31 protein-coding genes and 1 riboswitch are annotated in these 25,345 nt (G+C 35.4%); of the genes, 9 read left to right on the top strand and 22 right to left on the bottom strand.

The features are described 5' to 3' along the window. The first annotated feature begins 138 nt into the window (after positions 1 to 138). Positions 139 to 1,131: an ABC transporter substrate-binding protein gene (locus FG382_RS12655; protein WP_142539252.1), complete on the top strand. Its 993-nt coding sequence runs from the start codon at positions 139 to 141 to the stop codon at positions 1,129 to 1,131. Between the two features lie 284 nt (positions 1,132 to 1,415). On the opposite strand, the gene FG382_RS12650 is transcribed toward FG382_RS12655, so the two are convergent. After that, positions 1,416 to 1,820: a M67 family metallopeptidase gene (locus tag FG382_RS12650; protein ID WP_211356393.1), complete on the bottom strand. Its 405-nt coding sequence runs from the start codon at positions 1,818 to 1,820 to the stop codon at positions 1,416 to 1,418. Positions 1,821 to 1,827: 7 nt separating this feature from the next. Further along, on the bottom strand, positions 1,828 to 2,919 hold the full coding sequence (locus FG382_RS12645; protein WP_142539250.1) for a hypothetical protein: 1,092 nt from the start codon (positions 2,917 to 2,919) through the stop codon (positions 1,828 to 1,830). Positions 2,920 to 3,225: 306 nt separating this feature from the next. On the opposite strand from FG382_RS12645, the gene FG382_RS12640 reads away from it, so the two are divergent. The 4 genes from FG382_RS12640 (at position 3,226) to FG382_RS12625 (ending at position 5,822) form a co-directional block, all read left to right on the top strand. Continuing rightward, the gene (locus FG382_RS12640) at positions 3,226 to 3,927 is read left to right on the top strand and encodes a BMQ_0737 family morphogenetic spore coat protein (protein WP_142539249.1); all 702 of its coding nucleotides are present in this window, start codon (positions 3,226 to 3,228) and stop codon (positions 3,925 to 3,927) included. Between the two features lie 92 nt (positions 3,928 to 4,019). Further along, positions 4,020 to 4,595, top strand: coding sequence for a hypothetical protein (locus tag FG382_RS12635; RefSeq protein WP_229677407.1), 576 nt, complete (start codon positions 4,020 to 4,022; stop codon positions 4,593 to 4,595). Beyond that, complete coding sequence (locus FG382_RS12630) at positions 4,588 to 4,902, top strand: hypothetical protein (RefSeq protein ID WP_142539248.1); 315 nt, start codon at positions 4,588 to 4,590, stop codon at positions 4,900 to 4,902. Before FG382_RS12635 ends, FG382_RS12630 begins: the two co-directional genes overlap by 8 nt. Before the next feature lie 41 nt (positions 4,903 to 4,943). Further along, complete coding sequence (locus tag FG382_RS12625) at positions 4,944 to 5,822, top strand: hypothetical protein (RefSeq protein ID WP_142539247.1); 879 nt, start codon at positions 4,944 to 4,946, stop codon at positions 5,820 to 5,822. Positions 5,823 to 5,911: 89 nt separating this feature from the next. On the opposite strand, the gene FG382_RS12620 is transcribed toward FG382_RS12625, so the two are convergent. From FG382_RS12620 to FG382_RS12550, 16 genes are all read right to left on the bottom strand, one after another. Beyond that, on the bottom strand, positions 5,912 to 6,802 hold the full coding sequence (locus FG382_RS12620; protein ID WP_142539246.1) for a DMT family transporter: 891 nt from the start codon (positions 6,800 to 6,802) through the stop codon (positions 5,912 to 5,914). Positions 6,803 to 6,892: 90 nt separating this feature from the next. Further along, on the bottom strand, positions 6,893 to 8,335 hold the full coding sequence (locus FG382_RS12615) for a magnesium transporter CorA family protein (protein WP_142539245.1): 1,443 nt from the start codon (positions 8,333 to 8,335) through the stop codon (positions 6,893 to 6,895). 114 nt (positions 8,336 to 8,449) lie between these two features. Beyond that, positions 8,450 to 8,641: a hypothetical protein gene (locus FG382_RS12610; RefSeq protein WP_142539244.1), complete on the bottom strand. Its 192-nt coding sequence runs from the start codon at positions 8,639 to 8,641 to the stop codon at positions 8,450 to 8,452. A 64-nt stretch (positions 8,642 to 8,705) separates the two neighbouring features. Then, positions 8,706 to 9,212, bottom strand: coding sequence for a YndM family protein (locus tag FG382_RS12605; protein WP_142539243.1), 507 nt, complete (start codon positions 9,210 to 9,212; stop codon positions 8,706 to 8,708). A gap of 16 nt (positions 9,213 to 9,228) precedes the next feature. Then, on the bottom strand, positions 9,229 to 9,402 hold the full coding sequence (locus tag FG382_RS22665; protein WP_170206511.1) for a hypothetical protein: 174 nt from the start codon (positions 9,400 to 9,402) through the stop codon (positions 9,229 to 9,231). Positions 9,403 to 9,418: 16 nt separating this feature from the next. Beyond that, on the bottom strand, positions 9,419 to 10,219 hold the full coding sequence (locus FG382_RS12600; RefSeq protein ID WP_142539242.1) for a cytochrome c oxidase assembly protein: 801 nt from the start codon (positions 10,217 to 10,219) through the stop codon (positions 9,419 to 9,421). Between the two features lie 18 nt (positions 10,220 to 10,237). Beyond that, on the bottom strand, positions 10,238 to 10,690 hold the full coding sequence (locus FG382_RS12595) for a DUF2243 domain-containing protein (protein WP_142539241.1): 453 nt from the start codon (positions 10,688 to 10,690) through the stop codon (positions 10,238 to 10,240). 111 nt (positions 10,691 to 10,801) lie between these two features. Then, on the bottom strand, positions 10,802 to 11,839 hold the full coding sequence (locus FG382_RS12590; RefSeq protein WP_142539240.1) for an ATP synthase beta subunit C-terminal domain-containing protein: 1,038 nt from the start codon (positions 11,837 to 11,839) through the stop codon (positions 10,802 to 10,804). 198 nt (positions 11,840 to 12,037) lie between these two features. Continuing rightward, the gene (locus tag FG382_RS12585; protein WP_373287631.1) at positions 12,038 to 12,499 is read right to left on the bottom strand and encodes a GNAT family N-acetyltransferase; all 462 of its coding nucleotides are present in this window, start codon (positions 12,497 to 12,499) and stop codon (positions 12,038 to 12,040) included. Positions 12,500 to 12,659: 160 nt separating this feature from the next. Next, positions 12,660 to 13,235 (bottom strand): ATP-dependent Clp endopeptidase proteolytic subunit ClpP, encoded by a 576-nt coding sequence (clpP, locus tag FG382_RS12580; RefSeq protein WP_142539238.1) that lies wholly within the window; start codon positions 13,233 to 13,235, stop codon positions 12,660 to 12,662. A gap of 14 nt (positions 13,236 to 13,249) precedes the next feature. Then, on the bottom strand, positions 13,250 to 14,068 hold the full coding sequence (locus tag FG382_RS12575; RefSeq protein WP_142539237.1) for an RNA polymerase sigma factor: 819 nt from the start codon (positions 14,066 to 14,068) through the stop codon (positions 13,250 to 13,252). A 317-nt stretch (positions 14,069 to 14,385) separates the two neighbouring features. Continuing rightward, the gene (locus FG382_RS12570; RefSeq protein ID WP_142539236.1) at positions 14,386 to 15,990 is read right to left on the bottom strand and encodes a hypothetical protein; all 1,605 of its coding nucleotides are present in this window, start codon (positions 15,988 to 15,990) and stop codon (positions 14,386 to 14,388) included. Continuing rightward, positions 15,980 to 16,681, bottom strand: a complete 702-nt coding sequence (locus tag FG382_RS12565; protein WP_170206510.1) for an ABC transporter ATP-binding protein — start codon at positions 16,679 to 16,681, stop codon at positions 15,980 to 15,982. Before FG382_RS12565 ends, FG382_RS12570 begins: the two co-directional genes overlap by 11 nt. 23 nt (positions 16,682 to 16,704) lie before the next feature. After that, positions 16,705 to 17,493 (bottom strand): ABC transporter permease, encoded by a 789-nt coding sequence (locus FG382_RS12560; RefSeq protein ID WP_142539234.1) that lies wholly within the window; start codon positions 17,491 to 17,493, stop codon positions 16,705 to 16,707. Beyond that, positions 17,490 to 18,398 carry an ABC transporter ATP-binding protein gene (locus FG382_RS12555; protein ID WP_142539233.1) on the bottom strand — a complete coding sequence of 303 codons (909 nt, stop codon included), beginning with the start codon at positions 18,396 to 18,398 and terminating at the stop codon, positions 17,490 to 17,492. The genes FG382_RS12560 and FG382_RS12555 overlap by 4 nt, the downstream gene beginning before the upstream one ends. After that, positions 18,395 to 18,634, bottom strand: a complete 240-nt coding sequence (locus FG382_RS12550; RefSeq protein ID WP_142539232.1) for a PLD nuclease N-terminal domain-containing protein — start codon at positions 18,632 to 18,634, stop codon at positions 18,395 to 18,397. The genes FG382_RS12555 and FG382_RS12550 overlap by 4 nt, the downstream gene beginning before the upstream one ends. 152 nt (positions 18,635 to 18,786) lie before the next feature. Here FG382_RS12550 and FG382_RS12545 point away from each other — a divergent pair, with 152 nt between their 5' ends. After that, positions 18,787 to 19,338, top strand: a complete 552-nt coding sequence (locus tag FG382_RS12545; protein WP_142539231.1) for a helix-turn-helix domain-containing protein — start codon at positions 18,787 to 18,789, stop codon at positions 19,336 to 19,338. A gap of 188 nt (positions 19,339 to 19,526) precedes the next feature. Here FG382_RS12545 and FG382_RS12540 read toward each other — a convergent pair whose 3' ends face one another. From FG382_RS12540 to FG382_RS12525, 4 genes are all read right to left on the bottom strand, one after another. Continuing rightward, positions 19,527 to 20,123 carry a kinase gene (locus FG382_RS12540; RefSeq protein ID WP_211356392.1) on the bottom strand — a complete coding sequence of 199 codons (597 nt, stop codon included), beginning with the start codon at positions 20,121 to 20,123 and terminating at the stop codon, positions 19,527 to 19,529. 296 nt (positions 20,124 to 20,419) lie between these two features. Next, entirely contained in the window at positions 20,420 to 21,208 is a 789-nt protein-coding gene (locus FG382_RS12535) for a GNAT family N-acetyltransferase (RefSeq protein WP_142539229.1), read from the bottom strand. After that, positions 21,209 to 21,544 (bottom strand): tetratricopeptide repeat protein, encoded by a 336-nt coding sequence (locus tag FG382_RS22660; RefSeq protein WP_170206508.1) that lies wholly within the window; start codon positions 21,542 to 21,544, stop codon positions 21,209 to 21,211. It lies immediately after the preceding gene. A 378-nt stretch (positions 21,545 to 21,922) separates the two neighbouring features. Continuing rightward, positions 21,923 to 23,116, bottom strand: a complete 1,194-nt coding sequence (locus tag FG382_RS12525) for a NupC/NupG family nucleoside CNT transporter (protein WP_142539227.1) — start codon at positions 23,114 to 23,116, stop codon at positions 21,923 to 21,925. 126 nt (positions 23,117 to 23,242) lie between these two features. Continuing rightward, positions 23,243 to 23,344: riboswitch (purine riboswitch) on the bottom strand. A 214-nt stretch (positions 23,345 to 23,558) separates the two neighbouring features. Between FG382_RS12525 and FG382_RS12520 the strand changes: the two genes are divergently transcribed. The 3 genes from FG382_RS12520 to FG382_RS12510 all read left to right on the top strand — a co-directional run bounded on the left by FG382_RS12520 (position 23,559) and on the right by FG382_RS12510 (position 25,330). Then, positions 23,559 to 24,041, top strand: a complete 483-nt coding sequence (locus FG382_RS12520; RefSeq protein WP_142539226.1) for a nucleoside 2-deoxyribosyltransferase — start codon at positions 23,559 to 23,561, stop codon at positions 24,039 to 24,041. A gap of 210 nt (positions 24,042 to 24,251) precedes the next feature. Continuing rightward, a complete protein-coding gene (locus FG382_RS12515; RefSeq protein ID WP_142539225.1) occupies positions 24,252 to 24,821 on the top strand; it encodes a GNAT family N-acetyltransferase in 570 nt (189 codons plus the stop codon). Between the two features lie 140 nt (positions 24,822 to 24,961). Continuing rightward, entirely contained in the window at positions 24,962 to 25,330 is a 369-nt protein-coding gene (locus FG382_RS12510) for a potassium channel family protein (RefSeq protein ID WP_142539224.1), read from the top strand. Positions 25,331 to 25,345: the final 15 nt, after the last annotated feature.

Genomic DNA, 25,345 nt, shown 5'->3' with positions numbered 1-25,345 from the left:
TATTCGATGTTAAATACACTGTCAATGATTCTGAAAATCATTTTCAATTACATATTGACATGTTCATAGGATGGTTTTATTATAAAAATTGTAATGAAAATGATTATCATTGGCAATATACATAGGGGGAACCATAAGATGAAATCTTTTAAATTCATATTCACCCTTATTTCCATCATGAGCATCTTGTTATTAGCTGCATGTGGAAATAAGGACGAAAAGGCAGACAAAGAACAAGATACAGGAAATAAAACGGAAGACTCGAGCTATACAATTGAACACGCAATGGGGTCAACTACAATCGATAAAACACCTGAACGGGTAGTAATCCTTTCAAACGAGGGAACGGAAGCACTACTTGCATTAGGAGTAACACCTGTAGGTGCTGTTCAATCGTGGTTGGGTGATCCTTGGTATGACCATATTTCAGATAAAATGAAAGATGTAGAAGTGGTAGGCACGGAATCAGAAGTAAATTTAGAAAAAATTGCAGCACTAAAACCAGATTTAATCATTGGTACAAAGATACGCCAAGAAGCTATCTATGATCAATTAAACGCTATTGCTCCAACCGTTTTTTCAGAGACATTAAGAGGCGACTGGGAAGATAACTTCACATTATACGCAAAAGCTTTGAACCTTGAAGAACAAGGAAATGAAGTATTAAGTCAATTTGATGCACACGTAGAAAAAGTAAAACAAAGCCTGGGCGATAATGTCAATCAAGAAATATCGGTTGTTCGTTTCATGGCAGGAAAATCACGTATTTACTATACGGATTCCTTCTCGGGAGTTATTTTCGATAAATTAGGATTTCAACGTACTGCACCACAAGCTGAGCTATTCGAAACAGATACCAAACTAGGCAACCTTGCAATCGAAGTAGGAAAAGAAGTAATTCCTAAAATGGACGGAGATGTTCTATTCTACTTCACATATGCACCACAAGGTGACCAAGCTGCTCTGGACACAGCAAAAGAATGGACAAATGATCCTCTTTGGAAAAATCTAAGTGCAGTAAAGAGCGGAAATGTTCACGAAGTTAGTGATGCTGTATGGAATACAGCAGGTGGAGTTTTAGCTGCTAATTTAATGTTAGATGAAATTGAAGCTATTTTTGAAAGTAAATAATTTCTCATAAAAGGCATCCTTTCCTCAATTTTTTGAGGAAAGGATGCCTTTTGCAATTTAATGTATAGAGGATGCAAAAACTATCTTCCGCAACACCCTCCACGCTTAGTGTTTTTAATTACTTTTTTTCCATCTGTTGTAGTGTTTACTATAGTAGGGCTTTGGGTTGCGTTCGTAGAGGATTTCTTTATATATTGAATACTCGCCTTGTTTTTTTTCAATTTATTCACCTCCATCGCTATGGTGTAGTATATTAAAACTAGCAAATAAAGGTAGGGCAAATATTATGTCTCTATTAAAAAAAGGCATTCATAATATGTTGGGGATAAAATGTGGTAGCACTTTGCTTCCGGAGGTTCTGACTTAAATGAAACAATTAGCATTTTTACTTCAGGATCAGGATGGTTTATAATATCATGACTAGAAGGTATGGGTGAAGTAATTGGATGTGAATGATAAATAGCTATTACATTTTCTTTCCGTTCTGCAATTTGCGCAAGCGTTTTTGACACTGCCGTCTCTGAGACAAAAAAACGTCTATCCGATTTTAGTTCATTTTCTAATATCCAAAATGAATTTACTTTTCCATTAGTACCAGCAAGTAGTCCACATGATTCATATGGAAGATGAGCACGTGCATGGTCTATCACTTCTTTTAAAAGAAATTCTGTAATGCGCACTTGGTTCATTTCCACTTTAACCTTTCTTCTGAAAAAAGTTTAAAAATGCAAAAATATCTCTATTTTTTGTTTTGCTTTCTGGCTGTTCTTTTACTGTGGATTCTTCTACTGCTTCATTTATCGGCTCAATTGTATTCTCCAATATCGTCTCTGTTTCATCCTTTACTATTAGTTCAGTCTTATCTTCTGTCACCATATCAACTTTGTCCTCTACTACTATGACAACTGCATCTTCTTCCACTAGCTCAGTTTCATCCTCTACTATCATATCAACTTTATCTTCCGCTTCCGTTTCAGCTGTAACTTCTATTACCTGCTCGATTTTCTCTTCAACTATTAGTTCAGATTTATTTTCTAGCTCTTCAATCACTGCTTCTTTTTGTACTATATCAAATGATTTCATATCAGTTGTATTTTCTTCCGGCTGAGTATCGTACGTTGTGAAGGAAATAGAAGGACTTATATTTCCTTTTAGTGGTATCGCTTGTTTCAATACGACTCTATTTAATGTGTTCGTAGGTTTCGTATGAAAACTTCTAGACTGACCGTGACTTTTCTTGGAAGAATTACCCCCTACGGACGGGAAACCTCTTCTTCCGATGGATTTGTTTACCATACTTGTGTTTACTATAGGTTCGGGATTGGCCGAAATTTCTTGAACATCGTTTGCATTATGGAAAAAATTTCTTAGTTGTTTGTAAGAAAGCGGCAGAGTCGGTGTTGGAATCGGAGAAGCTATTGTTTCTGTATGATTGATTGTCATTTCAGACTCTTTCTCATCGTTTTCATTGGCTATATTTATTGAATCATGTAAATCAACTAGGGTATTAATACTTTCAATAAGGTCGTTCACTTCCTCTGATTTTAATAAATCCATAATTACGGAAATATCCTGACTCAACACATCTACAGTTTGATTTATAGATTCTATCTGAACTGAAATGTTTTTCACTCGTTCCCCATATTCTTCTTTTTTAATGTTTTCTCTTTCATCTTTAACCTCCACTGGATTACCAGCTTTCAAGGAATTTAAAGTGTCTCTATAAATAGCAATTTTCTGTTTCAGGTTTTCGATGTCTTGAGTGGAATATAGCTTAGAATCTTCCATTACTTTCACCCCTTTGTGATATATGACTATACTATTAATGACGTTTACTTAGGGTGACAAATTTTAACGGCTAGGCTTAAGCAATTCGCTCTGGCAAATCTGCCCTAATACTTCCTGAAACTTTGCTTCCATAGTAAGAAGTGTATAGAAGTAAATCACCAAGATTCAGATGTAAATACATTTACCAAATAATCATTTAAACAGTCAATTTAATTAATGCTCTAATAAGCACTTTACCTATACGCTTGAGCACTAACTCCATATGATACTTGTGTAAGCAAAAAAATAATGGAGGTTTTCGCAAATATGCAAGCAAAAAATTTAAGTGGTGGTCAAGAACTTATATGTATAAATGTTGATAAGGTCTATGACTGGATTGTAAAAGAAAGATCGTTTGATTTTGTATTGCCAACAGGAAATATCGTATTTACACCAACAGCTGGAGTACCTACAGGAACTGCTCCAACTACCCTTACTGGTGCGGTAGTTACATGTGAAGTGACTCCCGATCCGGTTAACCCTGTAATTATCGTAGATCGTGAGGATCGTCCATTTGTTATTGATGGAACACCAGTTACGCTACAACAACTCAATATCCGTAAGAACTTTGTGATCAGACTTTGTATCACTTTAGCAGATGGAACGGTGTTGACTAGTGCACCTTCAGTTGTAGGCGGTACAAATGCAAGTCTTCTAATTTCTCGTTGTGAAGTAGTAACTATGTGTGCTCCTGAAGGTACGGATGTTGAAATTACGTACACAGATCTAGACTGCTTCATTTGTACACCTGGAGTACTAACAGTAGGAACTACAGCTACACCAGGTATTCCTGCTGGTTCAATCAATATCGCGGGGTTAACTCTCTCCATCGTAACTTGCCAAAGCATCCAATCTACTTTCCCTGTAACTGTTGAATTCTTAGCTGAGTTCTGTGAACCAAGAGAAGAATTAGCAACTGAATGCCCTGCCCCTATTCGTCCTCTACAATGCCCTGTTATTTTTCCTTAATGTGGGCGATGGTGATAATGGATAAGAATCAAACATATTATGAAGAGAGGATATTTCTCTCTTCATTTTTTTTGATAAGGGGGTGCGAAGTATTGAATTACGATACGAATGATGTAGAAGTAAAAATGAAAAAGCTACAACATCAAACGAGAACATACTTAGATGAAATAAAAAAATTAGTAGGTGAGCTTGATAGCCCTAGCAAACCGAATATCATAAGCTATTTTACTTATTCATTGGATATTTCACATAGTCCTTCAGAGGAAAGCCTCTGCCTTGGGTCTTACCATGTTATGAATATAGGGAATAAACCGATAACAAATCCTTATTTATGTATCAAAATTTCAAAAGAATCCCCTTTTTCATTCTCAGGGAAGTACGTTTATGAAGATTTTAAACAGTCATTAAAGGGTCCAGGAGGATGGCAACGCATAAATGAAAAAACAAATAAAGAGGAGTTTTGGCTGAAACCTTTAGGTAAATCATCCATCGAGCCTAATGAAGTCCTTTCGTTCTCCAATTTCCAGATTACATGGTCAGCCGAAAAATCTTATGGAGGCAGTGTGATGGGGTTTACATATAGTGACCAAATAGCAGAAGGGATAGCTGCAGTTAATCCCATTAGCTTGAATGGAACTATTTTTAAACAGGGGGATGAAAATGAGTGACCTAACTGGAAATGAACAGGAAATACTTCTAAAAAATCTAATGCGTCGATTGATGAAGGAGCAACTGGACGAGCTAAAAGAAGAAAAAAAGAGAAGCAACAATAGTTTTCTCTTTTTAGAAAACAATACATTGAATATGCTCATTACTTATCTGGTGATGAACCAAACTAATCGTAAGGATGTAGCAATGGTGGACGATAGCAATAAGCCTTCTCAAGAAAAAATTTTGCAGGAACTTGACCATATTATTGCAGATAACCAACAGCAATTTGAAGAAATCATCACTATATTAAAAGAAAAGCTATAATTTTTCTTTCTTATCGAACATTTGTGATGGGAGGAAATGATGTGAACAGTGAAGACATCCCAAGTAACGATACGAAACAACTTCAACAAACGATTATTTACTTAAGAGCAGAACTGGCTAAATCGACCGAACGACTAAAAAAATATGACGAGGCCCCTGATTATGTGTTAATAGAAAAGCTAGAGCAAGAAGTCTTCCAATTATCTAACGAAAAAAATGACCTATCCAATGAATTGTATAAATTACAGGAAGAAATGGAAAAGCAAAGTCTAAATCATAAAGATCGAATAAATTTATATGAGATGCAAAGAAAAACAGCGATGACCACTATTAATCACCTAGAGAAAACAGCCACTGATTTAAGACAAATGAACAAACAGTTAACCGAGGTTATTAAAGTGCTAAAAGATGGTTTCACCACCGATAAATATAGGACACAAAAATATGACAAGCAAGTCACTTCTCTTCATCAAAAAATAGCTGAATATAAAGCGACCATAGAACAGCTAGAATATAAGCTTGTTCAACTCCTTGAAGAAGCAAATAAACAAATATCTTCCAAAATTGAAAAATTAGATATCACCTTCCATGACTATACACAGTCCCAAAATGAAAAGCAGCAATTAATAAATGAAATAGAACAGAAAAATGTAACTATCGAAAACCTCCAACAGGAACTATTGAATGTAAAAGAGCTGAACCAAAAGCAAGGTTTTCAAGCTGTTACAGAGGAACACTTTCTGTCTGTTAAAGCTCCGGAATCATTTGTACAATTAGAGCATCAAATCAATGAAGTAATAGGAAAATCACTAGACTCCGAAGAAAAATTGGATGCCAAGTTGAACATTATTAATGATTTAGAACATAAATTAAACCAGCTTGCTACAGAAATTGACAACAGAACAAACCCTCAGCTCTAATATTTAAAAACATTGGACTAAAAGAGGACTGATCTTAAAAGCCATTATTAATGGCCATTGAGATCAGTCCTTTTTCCCTTTTTAACAAATTATTTTACTTTCTTGTAACGATTCATTTGTTGTGATAAAAACAGGAACACCCCTAGTAAGACAAGCAATCCGCCTACAATTTGCCAGCCTACAAGTCGTTCGCCTAAAAAAATTGCTGCAAGTATTGTTGCACCTACTGGCTCTCCTAAAATACTCATCGAAATAGTGGTGGCATTTACATAGTTTAACAACCAGTTATTAATGACATGGGAAATCGTTGGCACGATTGCAAGTAAGACAAAAATTCCCCATTCTTTTGCATCATATCCACCCATCGCTACACTTGTTGCGATGTTATAGACAACCAATGCAATTGCCGCGAACCCAAAAACACAAAAACTATAAATCCAGTGAGACACTTTTTTTACTGCATTTTGTCCTATTAACAAGTATCCGACAACTGCAATAACACTTAAAAAGGAAAGAATATCTCCTATAATTGCACTTTTACTTAAACCAAAATCACCCCAACCGACCATTACTGCTCCTACAACAGCAATACCCATTGTCGTTAAAGCAGCGGTTGTCGTTCTTTCTTTATATAAAAATGCACCACCTATTAATGCGACGATTGGTTGCAATGCCAGAATAATTGTCGAACTGGCAACCGTTGTTAACTTAAGTGAGCCAAACCAAAGCGCAAAATGAAGCGCTAAAAATAAACCAGCAAAAAATAATAATAACCATTCTTTTCTTGCTATCTTTTGAAACTCTTGTCTTTTAAACCAAACAACTGGAACTAATAACAAGCATGCCAAGATCATCCGATACATACTTAAAATAGTTGCAGGTGCAGAAGACCATTTCACAAAGATTGCTGCAAATGATATCGCAACAATTGAAATGATTAATGGTAACACAATGGACTTTGATGTATTTCCTTCTTTCAAATCTCTACCCCGTTCTTTCAAATTTCGTATTTATATTCGTTTTACACACATATAAATATACTGTAAACGGGTTGGAATAGGAAATAGAAATTACTTAAAATGTTCCCGCTTCCATTTTCTATATTTATCCCTAATACCTTTTCCACTTGTCGAGATAAGCAAAGTTGTTGATAATGCTATCCCTGACAGCGCAGTAACGAGGGTAATCCACTCAAAGAAGGTATAGTTGAACACGCTAGACCAATTAAAGTCTTCTTTCCAATCCTCTATTACTAAATTCATCCCATAAATCCCGGAAACAACCGTGTATACCGTTAAGATAAACAATAGCATATTTTGACGTTTACCCGCTTGCTTTTCTTGCGCACGATATAAATCATCTACAGTTCTCTTAACTTCTACAAAAAGAGGCTTTAAATAAAAAGCTTCACGCAGCATGTTTGTAAGTTCTTTTCCTTCTGAACGGACTGATATTTCTTCAAAGTAATAATGCGAATCAAATTTAGAAATTAGCTCGATTAACTCTTCTACATATTGCTTGTCTTTTTCCCAGCTTATCTCACTATGTTCAAAAGACAATCTCAATAACATAATTTTATAATAAAAATGAAGCAATAAATTATAATAATGAATGCTCATAAATTGCGCTATCTCTTTCTTTAATGATTCTTTAATTTTTACTGAAATAGTCGTTTGAGTATGTAAAGAAGTAATCGTATATGTATTCGGTGCCCATCTATCATGTATCCGCTCCTCTACATAACGGTTAATATATTCCGGATTAGTGCTAGATATAAATTCATTTCCTTCAGGATCCCTGCCATCTAATTGACCCATTCGGAATAATTGATCGTTCGTAATAAGTTGGCCTCCATCAGCTATTAAAAAGGCTTGGGAAAGCATACGCTCATCCTCAAAAAACGGTAAACTTCCATAATACCCTGCCATTTTTTTGTTTTTCACTATAAACGATTTTAAAAAAGGACATAGATAATCCAAAATAAGTTCACTCGTTGTTGTGAATGTTTTATTATGCAGATATATCTTTGTTCCTCTTTCTTCTTCCAGTTTAGGCTCTAATACACGAAAATGGCTCATAAAGTCCAACACGTTTGTTAAGCTTTCAAGCCCTTTTATCATTTCTGTTCGAATCGTAATAATTCCAATGCCAAAAGGACATAGTATTATATCCAAACTATTTACAGTAAACTTGAATTCGTTATTATTTCCTTTTAAAGCAAATGATTCTTTTATTTCTCTCGAGTAACGCAGAAAACCTCTTGCGTTCACAGAATGTGGAAATAGCTTATCTTCAATAAAAGGTAAAAAGAATTGATCTAATTCTTGATGGTTTATTTGAATACCTTTCCCGTAGTAAAGGTCTTGAAGCTCATAGTTGTCTAAGTCGAACAGTTTAAAATTGTGTTTCTTCAACTGTTCCATTAATTTTTCTCTTTCCTTTTCACGAAACGAAAAAGGAAATAAATAATTCATGAAAGCATCTGTTATGTCCAAATGTTGAATACTTTCCATTTTATAGATGACCTCCACAAAATAAATGTTAGTTCTTTATACCACTAAGGCTCAAGCTTCAAACAAAAATACAGTCCTTCCTGTTATATTTTTTAGGAAGGACCGAACTTTAAATTATTTGATGTTGTTTTGATTGTTTTGGTTATTACGATTGCTATTGCGATTATTTTGGTTGTTTTTATTTTTTTCGTTACGTTTTTGGTTGTCTAAATTGTCGAAGTTGAAATCCTCACCGAACTCAAGACCATTGTTTTGATTGTTGTTTTGTTTGTTATTATTGTTATTGCGGTTGTTGTTGTTTGCCACTACTGCTCACCTCCTTGACCATATTAGAATGGTCTGTTTAAAGTGAAATATACTTTTTGATTTATTATTTTCTTTTACCATTTTTATCTTTATTGCCCGTGGGTGTTACTTGTTTTGTTTCTCTGGATATTTCATCTACATCCACTTCTTCAGCAAACTCAGTTTGTAGGTTTGTTCGTTGGTAATAACCTGTTTTTTCCTCGGGATTCGTAATTTGGGGTTCAAAAATATGGCTTTCCATATATCGATGTAAAAATAATTCTCCCATCATCAGAACAAGGGCAGATATAAACGAAGCCGTTCCCAACGCAATTCTTTCGTCAAATATGCTGGATCCTAGGACCCATACTACGACCATTGCAAGAACGAAATCAGTTATCGCGGCAAGCACATTACCAATTCGCGGCAAAACAAACAAATCACCTAGAAAGCCTATAACGGTTAACACTATGCTTGTAATTAATATATCCGTAAAGTTAACTTTAAAGAATAATCCTAAAATAACCCATAAAACCGCAGTAGTTACTACAAGTTTCATTAAAAATGCTTTAATATGCAACTTGCTCGCCACACCTTTCCTCCATTGTTTACTTGTTGTTACTAATCGAAGTACCGTTCACATTCTTCCCATTTTCACCATTCATTTTTCTGGCAAACCATTCATTTAACTCGTTATAACTCATACCCGAATTTGCATTCAGTCTTTTTACTTCTTCAATGTCCGTCCCAACGACCGTATACTTTGCCTGCTTCTTTTCCATTTAAAACATGTCCTTTCTAATTTTTCTGTAGTTGTAGATTAGCTGCCTTCACCTTAGATCGAGTATTTCTATACCACTGATAGCAGAGGATACAGACTAATCCTACCTCTATAGCATCCCCACCATAATACATAATCATCCCACCCAATTTAGCCTGTGCCGTGGATATACCATCAGGTGGATGTGCATAAAGATACTTGGACAATATGGAATGCGCCGCTAAAGCCATTAATAGTACGACCGAACGATAAATAAAGGATTTTCGTTGAGGAGTGGGATCAATATAAATGATGGATATAGTGAAAAGATAACCTGCTAAGAAAATGTGGATATGAATGAATGCATAAAGTAAGACATTTTCATGCATCATGGGAAATAGCTCAGTTGTGTAAAGTAACCATAAAGCTCCCACGTTTATAAGTGAAGTAAAGATAGGATTATGAAGGATACTAATTGGTCCACTACGTAAAATATAAGAAAGCCGTCTCGCCGAGTGGACAGGAAGGGTACGTAAGATAAGTGTCATAGGAGCACCTAATGCCATGAGAAGTGGAGCAAGCATGCCAAGCAACAAATGACCAACCATATGTGCAGAAAAATCTTCATGAGAACGATCTGCTATTGGTCCAATTACCGATAAAGATGCACACACAACACCAATTATCCATAAAACTACACGATAAAACGGCCACTGTTTTTTCTTTTTATTAGAAATACTTACCGACAGTAAATAGCCTATTAAACCTAATACAAAAGGTGTTACTAATATGATTTGGACAAGGTCACTGATTTCATTAGAATGATCATGGGTATGCATATGTCCAACTCCCTCCAATCAACGTCGTGTTCGATTCAGAAGAACAAGACCTATAATAATCATAATTACAGCTGAAATATTCCATATTAAATCATATGGAACAATGTTGACATTATAGCGGATTTGATGAAGCCCCATTAGTTTATGCTGGATAATACCATCATAAAGTTGAAATACTCCGGCCCCCAATAATATGCCACCAATCCATCTCTTAAGCCAGAATGCATGCCGCCGGTGAAGGTCCGCCAACAAAAACGACGATCCGATTGTCGCAAAAAAACTAAAAGCATGGAATAGACCATCCGAAACCAGTCCAATATCCTTTGTAGATTTATCATAAAAATGATGCCAATGCAGTAACTGATGAAATACAACCTCATCGATAAAAGCTACTAATCCAAAACCAAATAAAATACCTGTCCACATATTTCGTTTTGCATACATCAATTGATTATTACGCTTATTTGTCATAGAAACCTCTTTACTAACGAATTTTCTTGTAGTTTCCCCTAGTGGTTTAAACTTAAACTCCGTTTTAAAAGAAAAAAGTGAGAGAAAGTTTATTTCCCCCACTTTTACTAATTATAGACTTCCTTTGTATGTTAGTTCTTTAACAGACATACGATCCATTTTTCCTTCTAAAATAGATTCTACATCAGCAAGTGTTTGGGACATGGACACTGCTTTTCCTTCTTGACCAGTGAATGCTTCTGCCACAAAGAATGGTTGTGAGAAATAGGCTTCTAAACGCTCTCCTTTTTCGTATGTCTCCATTTCTGTATCTGGAATTTTATTAATCCCATGTACAACTACAATAGAGCGCAATTCGCGATAACGTCGTAGAAGCTTCTGTGCACGTTGTCTTAAATGGAAATGACGTTCATCTAAATCGACACCTTCAATAATAGAAGATGTGGAATAGATTGGGTGGATAGCTGGATAAAGATGACGCGTTGCAAGATCCGCATCCAATTGCCAAACAGTTTCCAAAGGCCCATAAGGCATATCTTCATCTACCACTTCGCCAGAAAGGTCCAATAAAATAGTTGTGATGTTATAAATTCTTTCTGCCACCAATTTTTCCTGTAGATCTAAAAGCTCTCCAGATACTATATAACTCTTATCCGTAATAAAAATAATATTCCCCGATAGCTCTGCTAATTTTGCAAATGCTTCATCAACGGAGATCACAACAAAGTCCGCTAACTCTGTTGTACCTTCTAACTCACTATGCTCAGTAGTTGGCAATAAAAAAACAGTGGTGTAATCACTTCCTTTAAAGCGATGCATCAACTCAGCAAGAATGACAAGTTGCCCCATTCCAGGTCTAGCCACTAATCCTGTTGTACCTCCTTTTACTAGTGGTGCAAAAAAGTCCAATGCTTTAATTTGCGTTTCAATCATCTTTAATTTCTCCCCCCGTATGATTAATTCATCCACTGTACAGTTAGCAAGCGTCGCCAGACCTACAAGAGTCTTTACCTCGGCTTTACCTAAATCAATTTTTCCGGTACACAGATTGGATACTGTTGCAGGTCGAATCCCAATCGATTTTGCAGCAGTCGTTAAATTAGGTACTTTTCTTCTTAATAAAGCTACGTTTAACCGAATTTCATCCATTTTCTCCCCTCCTCGTTACTTCTAATAGTAAATTATTTTACTTTATGAAGCAACCTTTTTCCTTTTAGAGTAATTTTTTTTACTCTTAAATGCCAAACAACAAGATGGCGTTTTTAATAAAAAAAACAGGTTCATCTCCCTCAAACGGTAGATAAACCTGTTGCATTATGTTATCAGCTGGATACAATACTATTATTTTTATGCAATTATTTTATAATAATAAATAGTGGCTTGAAATTCACCAGATACCGATTTCACATAGTTAGGAATCCTTCCAACCTGAATAAAACCTAATGAAGCATAAAGGTAATTGGAAGGATCCCCGTCTCTTGTATCTAGTATTAATAACGATTTGTTCTCTCTCCTTGCTCTCTCTTCTACACTTTTCATCAACAAGCGAGCTATACCGTTTCTTCGATAATTAGGATGAGTCATTAATTTAGCAATTTCTGCCCTATGTACTCCATTTTGTTTTGCACAGAGATGCAGCTGAACACTTCCAACAATTCGATTATTTCTTTTTGCTACAAATAGTATTACTTCTGGATTCAATACTTCCTCCCAATAGTTCATCGCATCCGCTAAATCTACCGGCGGTAAAAAGCCAATTGACGCTCCATCTTCAACTACTTGAATAAGAAGTTCCGATAGTTCTTCCATATGTTCTTCTGTAGATATTAATTGTTCTATTATCACTTCATTCCCCACCGCAATCACCTCAAATTAATACATTTCCTTCTATAAAAATTATTCGACACAACGTTCGTTTCTTCCTTTTATAATGAACAAACTCCCCATCCATTAAGATGAGGAGTGCTCTTTAAATAATCTGATCAATGATCCCATATTTCATCGCTTCTTCTGCTGTCATGAAATAGTCACGGTCGGAATCTTTTGCAATTTTATCGATTGACTGGCCAGTTCTTTCAGAGAAAATCCTATTTATACGTTCTTTCATCAAAAGAATACGTCTAGCACTAATTTCAATATCACTCGCTTGCCCTTGTGCCCCTCCAAGTGGCTGATGAATCATAATTTCACTGTTTGGCAAGGCAAAACGTTTTCCCTTTGTACCTGCTACAAGTATAGTGGCCCCAAAAGAAGCTGCTAATCCAGTACAAATCGTGCGCACATCAGGCTTAATGATCTGCATTGTATCGTAAATTGCAAACCCCGCACTTACTGACCCACCAGGACTGTTAATATATAAAGAAATATCCTTTTCCGGATTCTCTGCTTCTAGAAACAACATTTGCGCTACGATATTGTTTGCAACGACATCATTAATTTCTGAGCCGAGAAAAATAATCCGGTCTTTTAATAATCGCGAATAAATATCATAAGAACGCTCCCCGCGACTTGTTTGCTCCACAACATACGGAATAAGATTAGACATTCAAAATCCCCTTTCTACGCTACAGTCGAAAATTCCTTTTGCTTCAACAAAGCTATTTGCGATAATAATGCAGATAACTCTAATTGATAAAATGGAACGAAAAGGCTTCCCCCATTTTTCTTCGGAATTGAGATAAGCACGTAAGGAATACTGCCACTCACAAAAGTATGAGCAATTGGGGAAGAGTGGATAATGTATTGATTGCTTCTAGCATACATAGATGGTTCTTGCATTTCTTTTTGATATAGCCGTAGGACAGCGTTTGAATTTTGATTACTTAAAGCAGTTACATATAGCAATAAGTTATCTTCATCCAAGTCGTAGGAATAGTCATGAATGTTCATTTGTTTTAACTTTTTTCGCGCCCGATGAAGGGCTGCTTTTATAGAGCCTTCACTTTCAGAAAGCAAGCTTGCAGTTTCTTTTATTGTGTAATCAAATCCTAGTACAAATAAAACTACAGCTCTTTGTTTAGCCGACAGTTCGTTTAACACTGCCATAATCGCCGGAAAAACTGACTCCATTTTAGATGCATTTTCTTGTGCAAATTGAGATAAATCTTGCCCCATGTCTTCCTCTATTTTTCGTTTACGGTGTTTATCAATCCATGTATTAGAAGCAATGCGGAACAAATACGCCTTAGCTATTTGCTTTGGGGTTTTCATCCAGCTATCATAGGTCTTCGCTAAGGTTTCCTGCATTAAATCTTCCCCGTCCCACTTAGTTCTCGTTAGGGAAAAGCAATACTTTTTTAAATCGTGCATATAAGGCATAATTGCCGTCTCAAATTCTTCTGTTACTTCAATGGGAGTTTTTTCAACAAGCGGCCGCATGTTTTCCCCTCCTCCAAATTTGTCTTTCACTTATATAAACGAAAAAACTTATTGAAAAGGTACGGGTAAGGAAAAGAATTATACTTTCTTTATTATTCCCGGTTCATATCATGTGTTGGTCCTCCTTCGCAGCTCTTATCATTGAAAAATGGAAAAATGATCAGCATTATAATGACCATCCAATACTTTGTTGATGATTGATAATTTGTTCAGCAACTAAAACGGGGCTATCTGTTAAGTGTCCATCATCCACTAATATGACGTAGATACATTGCAGTTCTTACGGCAGTATCAATGCAATGTTCTGTTTCACATCATTAGCTAGCAATCCTAGATCGAAAAAATGTCTTTGAGAGCCAGTGAATCAAAGCAAAAGTAAAAAATACCGAGAGCATCAATATCAATACTGTTGACCAAAAAGATGAAATACCTAACAGAAGGAATACAAAATGAATTAGTACTATCAAAATGATGACTGGAACCCCATAGCAAAGACTAACCAGCACATTTGGATTGGATTTGACAGCCTCGGATGGATTTCCCCATTCTGTACTAGGGTTTTTCATATCATAAATAGGAGCGAGCAAGTTGTAACAAGTAACAAGGAATAGCACAATCAACATCATCATGAAGGAATCCATATTCATGTATCCCAACAAAGAATACACAAGAAAGCTTGTAATGATTGCAATCATACTAGTAGCAGAAGCAACGATCACCTTTGAAAAAAAAATTGTCCTTGGATTGAACGGAAGATAGTTACTCAAGTAAAAATATTTTCCTTCTCTAGAATAAGGGGTACCACTATTATTATTCATACAACTCAATAACAAAAGCGCATAGGCAAAGTACTTCCCAAAATACACTGATTCTGTATCTAATAAAAGCCAACCTGTTTGAATCGTTATTAATAAAATGAATGAAATCACAGGTGGAAATAAGAGTCCGAGAACAATTTGCATCTTAAAATATGCTTTCGACTGAATAACCCATAACTCTCGTTGCAAATAGTATCCCCATTCGCTTTTTATATTGTACATTCTAGACTTTTTTCTACTTGTTTGACTTATATCTGTATGACCATTTATAAAGTAATTAATAGCAATATTTTTTGTTATCAAGAAAAAGAGGAGCGAACTTATAATAATTAATAAACCAATGAGGAAGAAAAACATCCAAGAAAAACTACTAGATGTAAACTCGCGTATTATAGTTCCGATGAATGGTAGATGTAAATTCGTTTCATACATTAAGTTCAACAAAATAGAGATTGACCCTTTCAATTCGGAAATACTTGAAAGTTCAATTTCTGAAAATAGGAGGCCCATACCCTCTCTTAAATTTTGCTTGACAAATACTGCAAAAGCTATCATTACCAAAGACACTGCCAAAATATTGCTAAATAAGTACATCACTTTACTGACAAAACGATGGCGGAAACGATTAATCACCGACAGAATAAACAATAGGAGCAGTGTGGTAAACAAATTGGAGATCGGTAGAAATAATAGTAGCTTTACTGCCTCAACAAATTCCATTGAAATAACGATGAATAGCAGAGTTGGAATTTGTGTAACAATCGATATGCAGATAGGAACGATCAAACTGCTACAAACTTTAGACGCAACAATTCGCTCAGGCTTAATCGGAAGCGATGCCATCATATCAAATTCGTGATAGTGAAAAACAGTTGAAATTGACAAATATGAAATAAGCGAGAAAACTAGAATGTTCGAAATGACCAAATTGTATAACATGTATTCTTGTATATCTCCTAAAAAGTAAATTGCCACATTCGCAGCTGTCAATTGTATGTAGAGATAGATAAAGGCGATAATTAGAACAACCTGAAGCATCGTTTGTTTTGGTCGGGAATAGAAAGAGGATATAAAGAACGTTGTAAGTGGGAATTTATGCTTCATTGGCTTGTTTCTCCATAAAGAAGGATTCCAGTGTGCACTCACCAATTACATTATTAATATCTTCATGTAAAACAATCTTACCATCTTTTAGAATCGCCACAGTACTACAAATTTTTTCAGCTATATCAAGTAAATGCGTAGAGAAAAAGACAGTGCCCCCTTCTTCTACATACGCCTTTAAAAGTAGTTTAAACATTAATACTGCAGTAGGGTCCAAACCATTTAACGGCTCATCCATAATAATAATGGGTGGATTAATTGTGAAAGCGGCAATCAGCGACATCTTATGCATCATTCCATAAGAATACGATCCCATCGGATTATGAATTGCTTCATCCATGTCAAAATTTCTAACAAATTCATTCAGCTTTCCCGTTTGCTTATTATCGTATAGTTTCAGGACGAAGTGAATCCAGTCATATCCGGAAATGTTTTTAAATACATTAATCGTATCGGGAATATAGAAGAACTGCTTTTTATAGATAAGTCGATTTAATTTAGAAATACCATTAATAGTGACCATTCCCTCATCAGGTTCTAAAATCCCTGTAATGCTGTTTAAGGTTGTAGTCTTACCTGCACCGTTTGATCCAACGAAACCTAGTATTTCACCCTTTTCAATTTGTAGTTCAACACCTTGTAAAACCTCTTTACTACCATATCGTTTTTTCAAGTTATTTATGGTTAACAACGATTCCTCTCCTCCTATTTTGGTTAATCTTGCTGGAATTTTTTCTGGCTAATCCACAAATGCGAAACTAGCAATGTAAACAAAACCCAGAGAAATGTAATGAATAAACTTACATATATACTAGAATCCACAGAACCAGTAAATAAGAGGGACATAGCATGCTGACTCATTCCTGCCGGATTTATTAAATCAATTATTGGATGAATTCCCGTTATCATTCTACAAATTATTAGAAATACAATTCCTATTAAAGCTATAACACCTTGTCCATTAAATATCGTGCTAATCATTAGAGTGAAAGAAATCATAAAAAGGACCCAGATCAAGTAAATTAGAAGCGCTGAAAGCATATGTGAAATCGGCACATCTGTAAATAGATAGTTGACATATAAGTAAGAAACAAAATAGCCAGACGTTACACTCACTATCACTAACAAAAAATTCGATATGACTTTTCCGGCAATGTAGGACCAGACTGTTACAGGCCTAGTCAAAATAAACGCAAGCATTCCACTAGCTTTATCTGCCTGAATCATCCCCATCATAGAGATAACGATAATCAAAATACCTAGCTGATCAAATTGGGAGCCAAGCGTCGTTGCCAACACTTGACCACCTTCTTGCTGAACCATTGTTGGATCAATCGTAATACCTTGCCCCCCACCGAGTGCGCCTAAAATAGTTGGCAAATAATAAGTAAGCACTGGCTGAGTCATGCCCAAAAATATAAAAACGATTGGTAGCCAAATAATTTTAAAGTCACGTATCATTTGAAAGTATTCTTTATTCATCAAGATATAAAAAGAATTCATGCGCTCACCACCAAATTTAAAAATATTTCTTCTAGCGTGTCGTTTCCACTCACTTCAAAATGAACAATATCTACGTCATTATTCAGTGCATGTTGAATTAACAGATTTTTATGTACTTCGATGTTATCCATTGTAATTTTCACTTTACTCCCTATCACCTCTGTTTTCTTTACATAAGGTAGCTGACTAACCAATTGAGTCCAAAAATGATCTTTTGGTGTTATTTTGACATATACAACGGGTTCATGGTTGCGACTTATCAATTCAGTCATCGTTGTGTCTTCAATTTTTGTGCCATTTTTAATAATTACGAAACGTTCGCAAATTTCCTCTGCATCACTCAAGATATGAGTAGATAACAAAATCGTTGTTTCCTTTTTAATTTCCTGAATTAAATTTAAAACCTCTCTTCTTCCGATAGGATCAAGTGCGGAAACTGGTTCATCCATCACGATTAAAGCTGGTTTATGAAGCAACGCCTGCGCGATACCAAGTCTTTGCTTCATCCCCCCAGAGAACGTACGAACTTTTCTATTTTGCTCACCAGTGAGTCCTACTTTCGTCAAAATAGTGGGAATATCTTCAATTAGTCTTTTTTTCGAAATGCCCGATAGTTGTCCCATAAATAACAGATTTTCACGTGCTGTCATCCACTGAAAAAAGTTTGGAAATTGAGGTAGATACCCGATCTCTCGCTTCATTTTTGAAATCCTCTTTCCATCCAGAACAACCTCCCCTTCATCCGCGTTTAGAATATCCGCAATGATTTTAATTAATGTGGACTTGCCTGCTCCATTTGGACCAATTAGCCCAACACATTGCCCAGTTTCAAGTTCCATCGAAAACTGGTTAACTGCCATTTTATCTTTAAATCGCTTCGTTACATTTCTTATTTCAAGTTTCATCGTTCTGCTTCATCCTTTCTTCCAAGTGCAAAATATAATATCGGTCCAATTGTGTTAAGAAAGAAAATAATGAGTGCCCACATAAGAACATTTTTTCTTGTCTTTCGATTCCGAAACAAATCGATCCATGCAATTAGAATAAGAATGAAGCCGATCGCCAAAAACGGTAGAATAATTGGCATTATACCCATCCAGTCTAAATCCTCTAATTCTTCTAAACCATAATGCAATTGCATACTAACCTCTCCTTCACTTGCATTCGTTATCATTATCGATAATGATAATATAATAATGAATCGTTTGCAATTGTTTTTTTACACATGCTATGATTATTATTATTAAAAATGATAATATTCTCACTAAGAAATTCAAGGAGGTGCAAAAAAAATTGGTTAATAAAGCAGAAGTGTTAATGCACCCTGTAAGAATGAAGATTTCTCAGGCACTCATGCGCAACAAGGAAAACGGCTTGACCCCTCTTGAAATGGTAGAAATCATCCAAGACGTTCCACAAGCCACATTATACCGGCATATTCAAGTATTAATGGATGCTGGTGTTATACGAATATTAAAAGAAAAAAAAATAAGATCTGTGACCGAAAAATATTACACGCTTAACGAAGATGCCGCACGACTTAATACGGAAGAGTGGAGAAACTTAAATAAGGATAAGAAGCTGAGTTATATTTCTTACTACCAGTTATCCTTAATGACCCAGTATCAAAATTACCTTTCGAACTTAGAGCAAAAAAACAGTTCTGAGGATCATGCAACTTTCTCGATATTAGAGTTAAAAATGGATGATCAACAATTTGAAAATTTCCAACGCGAATTAAACGATTTAATGCTCAAGTATTACGAGCAAAAAAATGAAGAATCTAATGTTTCAACCCGTACTATAGCAGTGACCATTATTCCAGAATCTAATTCACATTGTTGATGATGAAGGGAATAACAATCAGCATTCACTATATTTGTTTCCAATAAGAACACCTTTTTAGAGTATTATCTAAAAAGGTGTTCTTATTGGCCTGTTGGTAATGTTGTAAGCAGAATATGCTGATTCAAAATTTGCTGATAGTCTTTTTTAGTCTTTTTCAACTTTATCCCTCTTTCAAGCAAAGGAAGTCAAAAACTAGTTATAACAATATCCGAACTTTCGATAGGATTTACTTCTTGTAAATAATATTCCTCGCCTCTCCAATACCTTCGCTCATATTTTTTCAATCGATTATTCATATTCCCTAAGTACTCATCCCTTTGTAAAACTCTCTCACTTCGAATTTTCTTTGGGCAATCCAGGTAAACTATATAATCAAAAAAGCCGCTCCATTCTTTTCGCTGAAGGAAGATTCCTTCTAGTAAAATGACAGTACATTGTTCTATATTTATACTTTTCATATAGCATAAATCGTTCTCTTTATCGTAAAACTTTAAATGGAGATGATTTAACCTTTCATGTACTGCTTCAAAAAGTTTTTCTTTTATCCCATGCACATCCCATTGAAGCGAGTAATATTCATACCATTCAGGATGACCCGTATTATACCTGTTCCCTCGCTCTTCAATTAAATCGTCGATATGAATGACTACTACCTTTTGACCTTTAGTAGTAAGCTCTTCAGCAATGATTTCTGTTATCGTCGTTTTACCTGCTCCACTTAATCCGTCAATCCCAATAATGTATGTTCGATTCAGTTCCTTTAAGTGTTTCATTCTTTCCATTATCTTATTTGTAATGTGCATAGCTAATATTCATCTCTTTCTATTACCAATTTTTTATGCATACTATCTAGATTTCCGGATTCTCTATGTGGATGGGATGCCCTGCATTTGTTTGTATATGTTCTGTCTTGCCAGATATAATTGGCGTGTACTTCAGAATGCTTCGTTTGTATGATTTCACCCGGAGCAGTTACTTTATTTAATTATTAGTTCCAAGCGGTTAATGGAAATGCTATAACCCCTAATATATTTCTTAAAAACAGTTTTGTAGTTTCCATCTGTTTTTCCTTCTTCAGTTAGAATTTACTCCAAAGTGCTTTTGTATAAGCTAATTTGAGTCCAGCTCCTTCCATATTTCGATGACTAGCACTTCCAAAAGCAGCCTCACTCGTAATATATTTTGCTCCTTTTTCAAACGCAACCTGAATTCTTTTTTGGATTAACGTCGATTGGACACCCCTCCCCTGGTATTCTGGCAATGTTGCCGCCGCGGCCAGTGTTGCCATTTTATCTTGTACAAATAACACAGCTACCCCTGCCGGCATCCCCTTCACATACGCTACATAAAATTGCCATCCCGGCACGTCAAATAGAACTTCATTATTTTGCTTTATACCATTTTGAATACAGGAAGGAAGACCAAAGCCATTCACGTAGATAGAAGCAAATAAATCGAAATCATCCTGATTTAAATGGCAGACCTCTATATCCGGTTGATAGATCTGACCTCTATTCTCTACACATTCTCCAATAAAGGATGCGTGGAAACCAGAATGATAATATCCTTTATCGGTTAGTGCTCTGAATAATAACTCTGAACTATTCATCGGTGTTATTTCAAAACGGAAGTTAATGGCATTCTTTTTATAAAAAGTAATTATATCCTCTAGGTATGGTATATCATTTTCACTTAAACCTCTAACTGTATTAAATGTTAGACCTGGAATATTTTTAGCAGCAAACGCGCTTGTTTGTCCTTTAACTAATTGATGCACCCCCATCGGATTGCCGTCTATTGCTTGTATTGCAGAGAGCCTTGACTTTAAAGTTTGAATTTCTGCTTGCTCTAGGACAGATAAATCCATTCAAATTCCCCCCTGTAAATACGTAAAATCAATTGCCTTTTGAGTAGAGTCAATTAGTGATTGATCGCCCTTTATTAATCTTATTTGCATGGCTTTCCGAAAATAATCTACCGCTAAACTTGTTTGTCCTAATTCTAATAAACATTTTCCTTTATGCTGGAAGGCAAAATCTAAAAAGGTGGTATTATTAACACATAATTCAATCGCTTCATCAAACTTGTTGAGCGCTTGTTCGTGTTGCCCATCATATTTCAGTGCTTCTCCTAAACGAATGACATTATTTATTTGTTTGCTTTCCCCTAAAGTTATCGCTATTTGCAGACTTTCAATCGCCAATTTTGTTTTTCCAACGATTCTATACAGATTTCCTATATTGCTATATAAAAAGATTTTCTCTGAATTTAACTCTACCGCTCTTTCTGTCAGTAAATCTATTCTGTCCTCAAACTTCTTTATAACTTCTCTTAATAAATCCTCATTCGAACATTTATCACGTAGATAATGAGTATTATCAAAATAGATGAATTCATTGAGTTTGATTAAAGCTGATTTTAGCTCTTCTAAATTTATATTTTTTCACCTCATACCGATAAGTTTTTTATAAAGTCGTTTCACCTACTCTATGTATACAAATTCGCTACTAATTGTTTATTTCCTTTAATAGCAAAAAGACGACTCGTATGTAATGTTTCGAGTCGCCTTTACTTCTTTCTATTACCAAACAAACAAACCAACAATCATCGCACTTAACAAGGAGACAGCCATACCACTTACGATAAGTTTCCATACGTTTTTACCGATAATCGCTGACTTCTCTTCTGATAATACAGAGTTATAGGTTCCATATATCATACCAATTGTACTAAAATTCGCAAATGACGTTAAGAAAGTTGTTGCCACAGCAATCGTGTGCGGTGGAAGTGTATCTAAGTTATTTTTTAAATCCATCATCGCTACGAATTCGTTCGTAGCTAATTTAATGCCCATCAATTGCGCTACGTACATAGCATCCTGGAGAGGCAAGCCAAGTAAAAATGCAAATGGACTAAAGATGAAAGAGAAGATTTTTTGTATTGTAAGTCCATTTACAAAAACACCCAATATCCCGTTAAGACCAGCTGTAAGTGCTACATAACCTATAACCATAGCTAAAATAACGATAACCATGTTCATCCCGACTAACATACTGTTCGAAATCGTAGAGAAGAAATCCTTTTTCTCCGATTTTGGTGGCACATAAATAATGTCTTCTTCTTTTGTCACATGTACTGGATTTAAAATACTAACTAAAATAAGCGCATTTAAACAATTTAACGGTATGGCACTGAATACATATTCTGCTGGAACCATTGATAAGTACGCTCCAAGTATGGATCCACTAATGCTACTCATACTCATAATCCCAAAAGTAAGCAATCGGTTGTCCTTTAAAACAGATAACTGATCACGAATAACAGCCAATGCTTCTGTATTGCCCAAGAACATCATTTGAATGGAGAAAAAACTTTCTAGCTTGGGTAAACGTGACACCTTTGATATAGCCCAGCCGCCTTTATCAATAATCCATGTTAATATTCCAAAATAAGATAAAATATCGAAAAAAGTAACGATAAAAATAATTGGTAGCAATGCACCGAAGAAAAAGTCTACAGTTTCATTTGCCATAGCTGATGGAAAAACAAATGCAATACCTTCACTCGCGCATTCAATTAACCACGTAAAGAAAGATGCAATCTTATTGATCACCCAACTCCCTATTGTCGTACCTAACATAAACCATGTAATGAGTAATTCAAGAATAATAAGGGAAATAATTGGTCTCCATTTTACCGCTCTCTTATTCGGAGAACATAAAAAAACGATGCCCATTACGACAAAAACGCCCAAAATATTAAGCAAAAAGTACATACAAGCAACTCCTTGGTGTGTCTTAACGAACAAAAAACCCTTACTTTTCATCGTTTCTAAAAAAGAGAAAGAATGAACAATAAGGGATATAAAAAGAGGATAGTATACACTAGCCCTTCTACATACTAACTTTAATCATACTCCTGTAGTTTAGATTTTTACGATAACTCGGTAGAAACAATCAGCCCATATAGCTCATTCTATACAGAAGTCTTTTCTAAATTAGTATGAATAAATCCTAAGCTTCACCGCTCCTATAATCAATTCGTTAGCCCTTATTCGAAATAGCAACATTACCGTAAATAATGTTTCTTACATATATACGGAATAGTATGAGCAGAATCTTATTTTTCATACAAAGTAGAATTTTTTACAACAAATGAACATTGTATTCCCCTCTATTCTTCCATAAAATTATAGAGATGATATAGGAGGTAATAGGATGAAAAAAGGTTATTTAGCAAATGGGTTATTTGGTTTAGGAGACAGATTGATTAATGAATTAGTCGCAAAAGAGGTGCGAACAGCAATTCTAGGAGTCGATTTATATGTGCCCCAAGAAAACATGGCCATTAATGACAAGGCTGCTTATGCAGATAGTCTCGCAATTGCAGGAGCGGATATGCAAGCATTAAAAGAAAGCGACTTTTTAGTGGCTGTTATAGACGGCGTTGAAATTGATGCTGGCGTCGCTGCTGAAATCGGTGCATTCTCTATGTTAAATCGTCCTATTTTCGGACTTTATACAGATACACGTCAACAAGGTCGGGACAACACGAAAAAAATTGACGCATTATTAGCAGATGGTACAGAAAACCAATTTATGTATCGCAACTTGTTTGTAGTAGGTTTGATTAAACAAAATGGTGTGATTGTAAATTCCATTGAGCAATTAGGGGAAGCACTAAAGAGTGCAAAGTTTTAATTTCTACAAATATACACCGAGCTAAGTACTGTTACAAAGCTCTATTTGTTATATCATTATTCGAATATTTGAATTACAATAAACTATATAAATCGAGAGGAGTGTTAAAGATGAAAAACGTACAAATGGTGATTGGAAAGTAAATGGCTGCGCCAGCTCTTTTCAATCCAATTCATATACTTAAAATTAAGGGATGAAAAGAGGAATTTTATGTTTTATCAAGATGATGAGCTAATCATTCGTCCATTTCAATCGGATGATTTGCCTAGACTTTGGGAATTAGCTTTTAAGGATGAGGCTCCCGAATGGAAAAAGTGGGATGCACCTTATTATGAACATAAAGCAATTCCATTTGACATATTTATGGAAAATGCAGCTTCATATATTGCACGAGATAATTTTTGGGCCATTGAAGTTGCAGGAATCGTTTGCGGGTGTGTTTCCTATTATTGGGAGCATGAACCTTCCAAATGGCTTGAGATGGGAATAGTCTTTCATGAAGCACCTAGCTGGGGGAAAGGCTTAGGGACACGTACCTTAAAACTTTGGATGGCCCATTTGTTTCATACGATGCCTCTGGTTCGTATTGGATACACAACATGGTCAGGTAATAAGCGTATGATACGTGTCGGAGAAAAACTAGGTATGACAATGGAAGCACGCATTAGAAAAGTTCGTTATTATGACAGTCAATATTATGATTCCATTCGAATGGGGATTTTACGGGAGGAATGGGAATCATTAAGAACTGAAATCTCCACAAACATTCGTTTAAAATAGTAGAAGACTAGGTTAGAGATATCTAACCTGGTCTTTAATTTTATGTAAGTGTAACCTAGCGATAGGCTTTCTGTTAGTATGAGTACTTATATTTTTGCTATAATACTGAGACAAAAATTTACTTTTGCAGGTGAACTAATATGTTGTCTTTTATATTAACCGTCAAACGATTTATTGAAGCATTCTTTAAAGCTTTCAAGGAACCAATCTTTCTATCTCTGTTTACTACTTTATTTTTTATCCTTCTTTCTGGTACTCTTTTCTATACGAAAAAAGAAGGATGGGAAATATTGGACGCTATTTACTTCTGCGTTGTAAGCTTGATACCGACTGGTGTGGAAACAAATCTTTATCCATCTACGGACCTTGGAAAAGTGTTTACAATGATTTATCTAATAGTTGGAACTGGTGTCATGTTTATCACCCTGCTCACCTTAGGTAAAACGATGATAAATACGGAAGCATTAGAGGAAAAAAGAAATAAATTACGAGACAAAGTGAAAAAATAGTTATACACGCCAGAG

Source organism: Psychrobacillus lasiicapitis (genome assembly GCF_006861795.1).
In the GTDB taxonomy this organism is placed as follows: domain Bacteria; phylum Bacillota; class Bacilli; order Bacillales_A; family Planococcaceae; genus Psychrobacillus; species Psychrobacillus lasiicapitis.
This window is presented reverse-complemented; position numbering and strand designations above follow the sequence as displayed.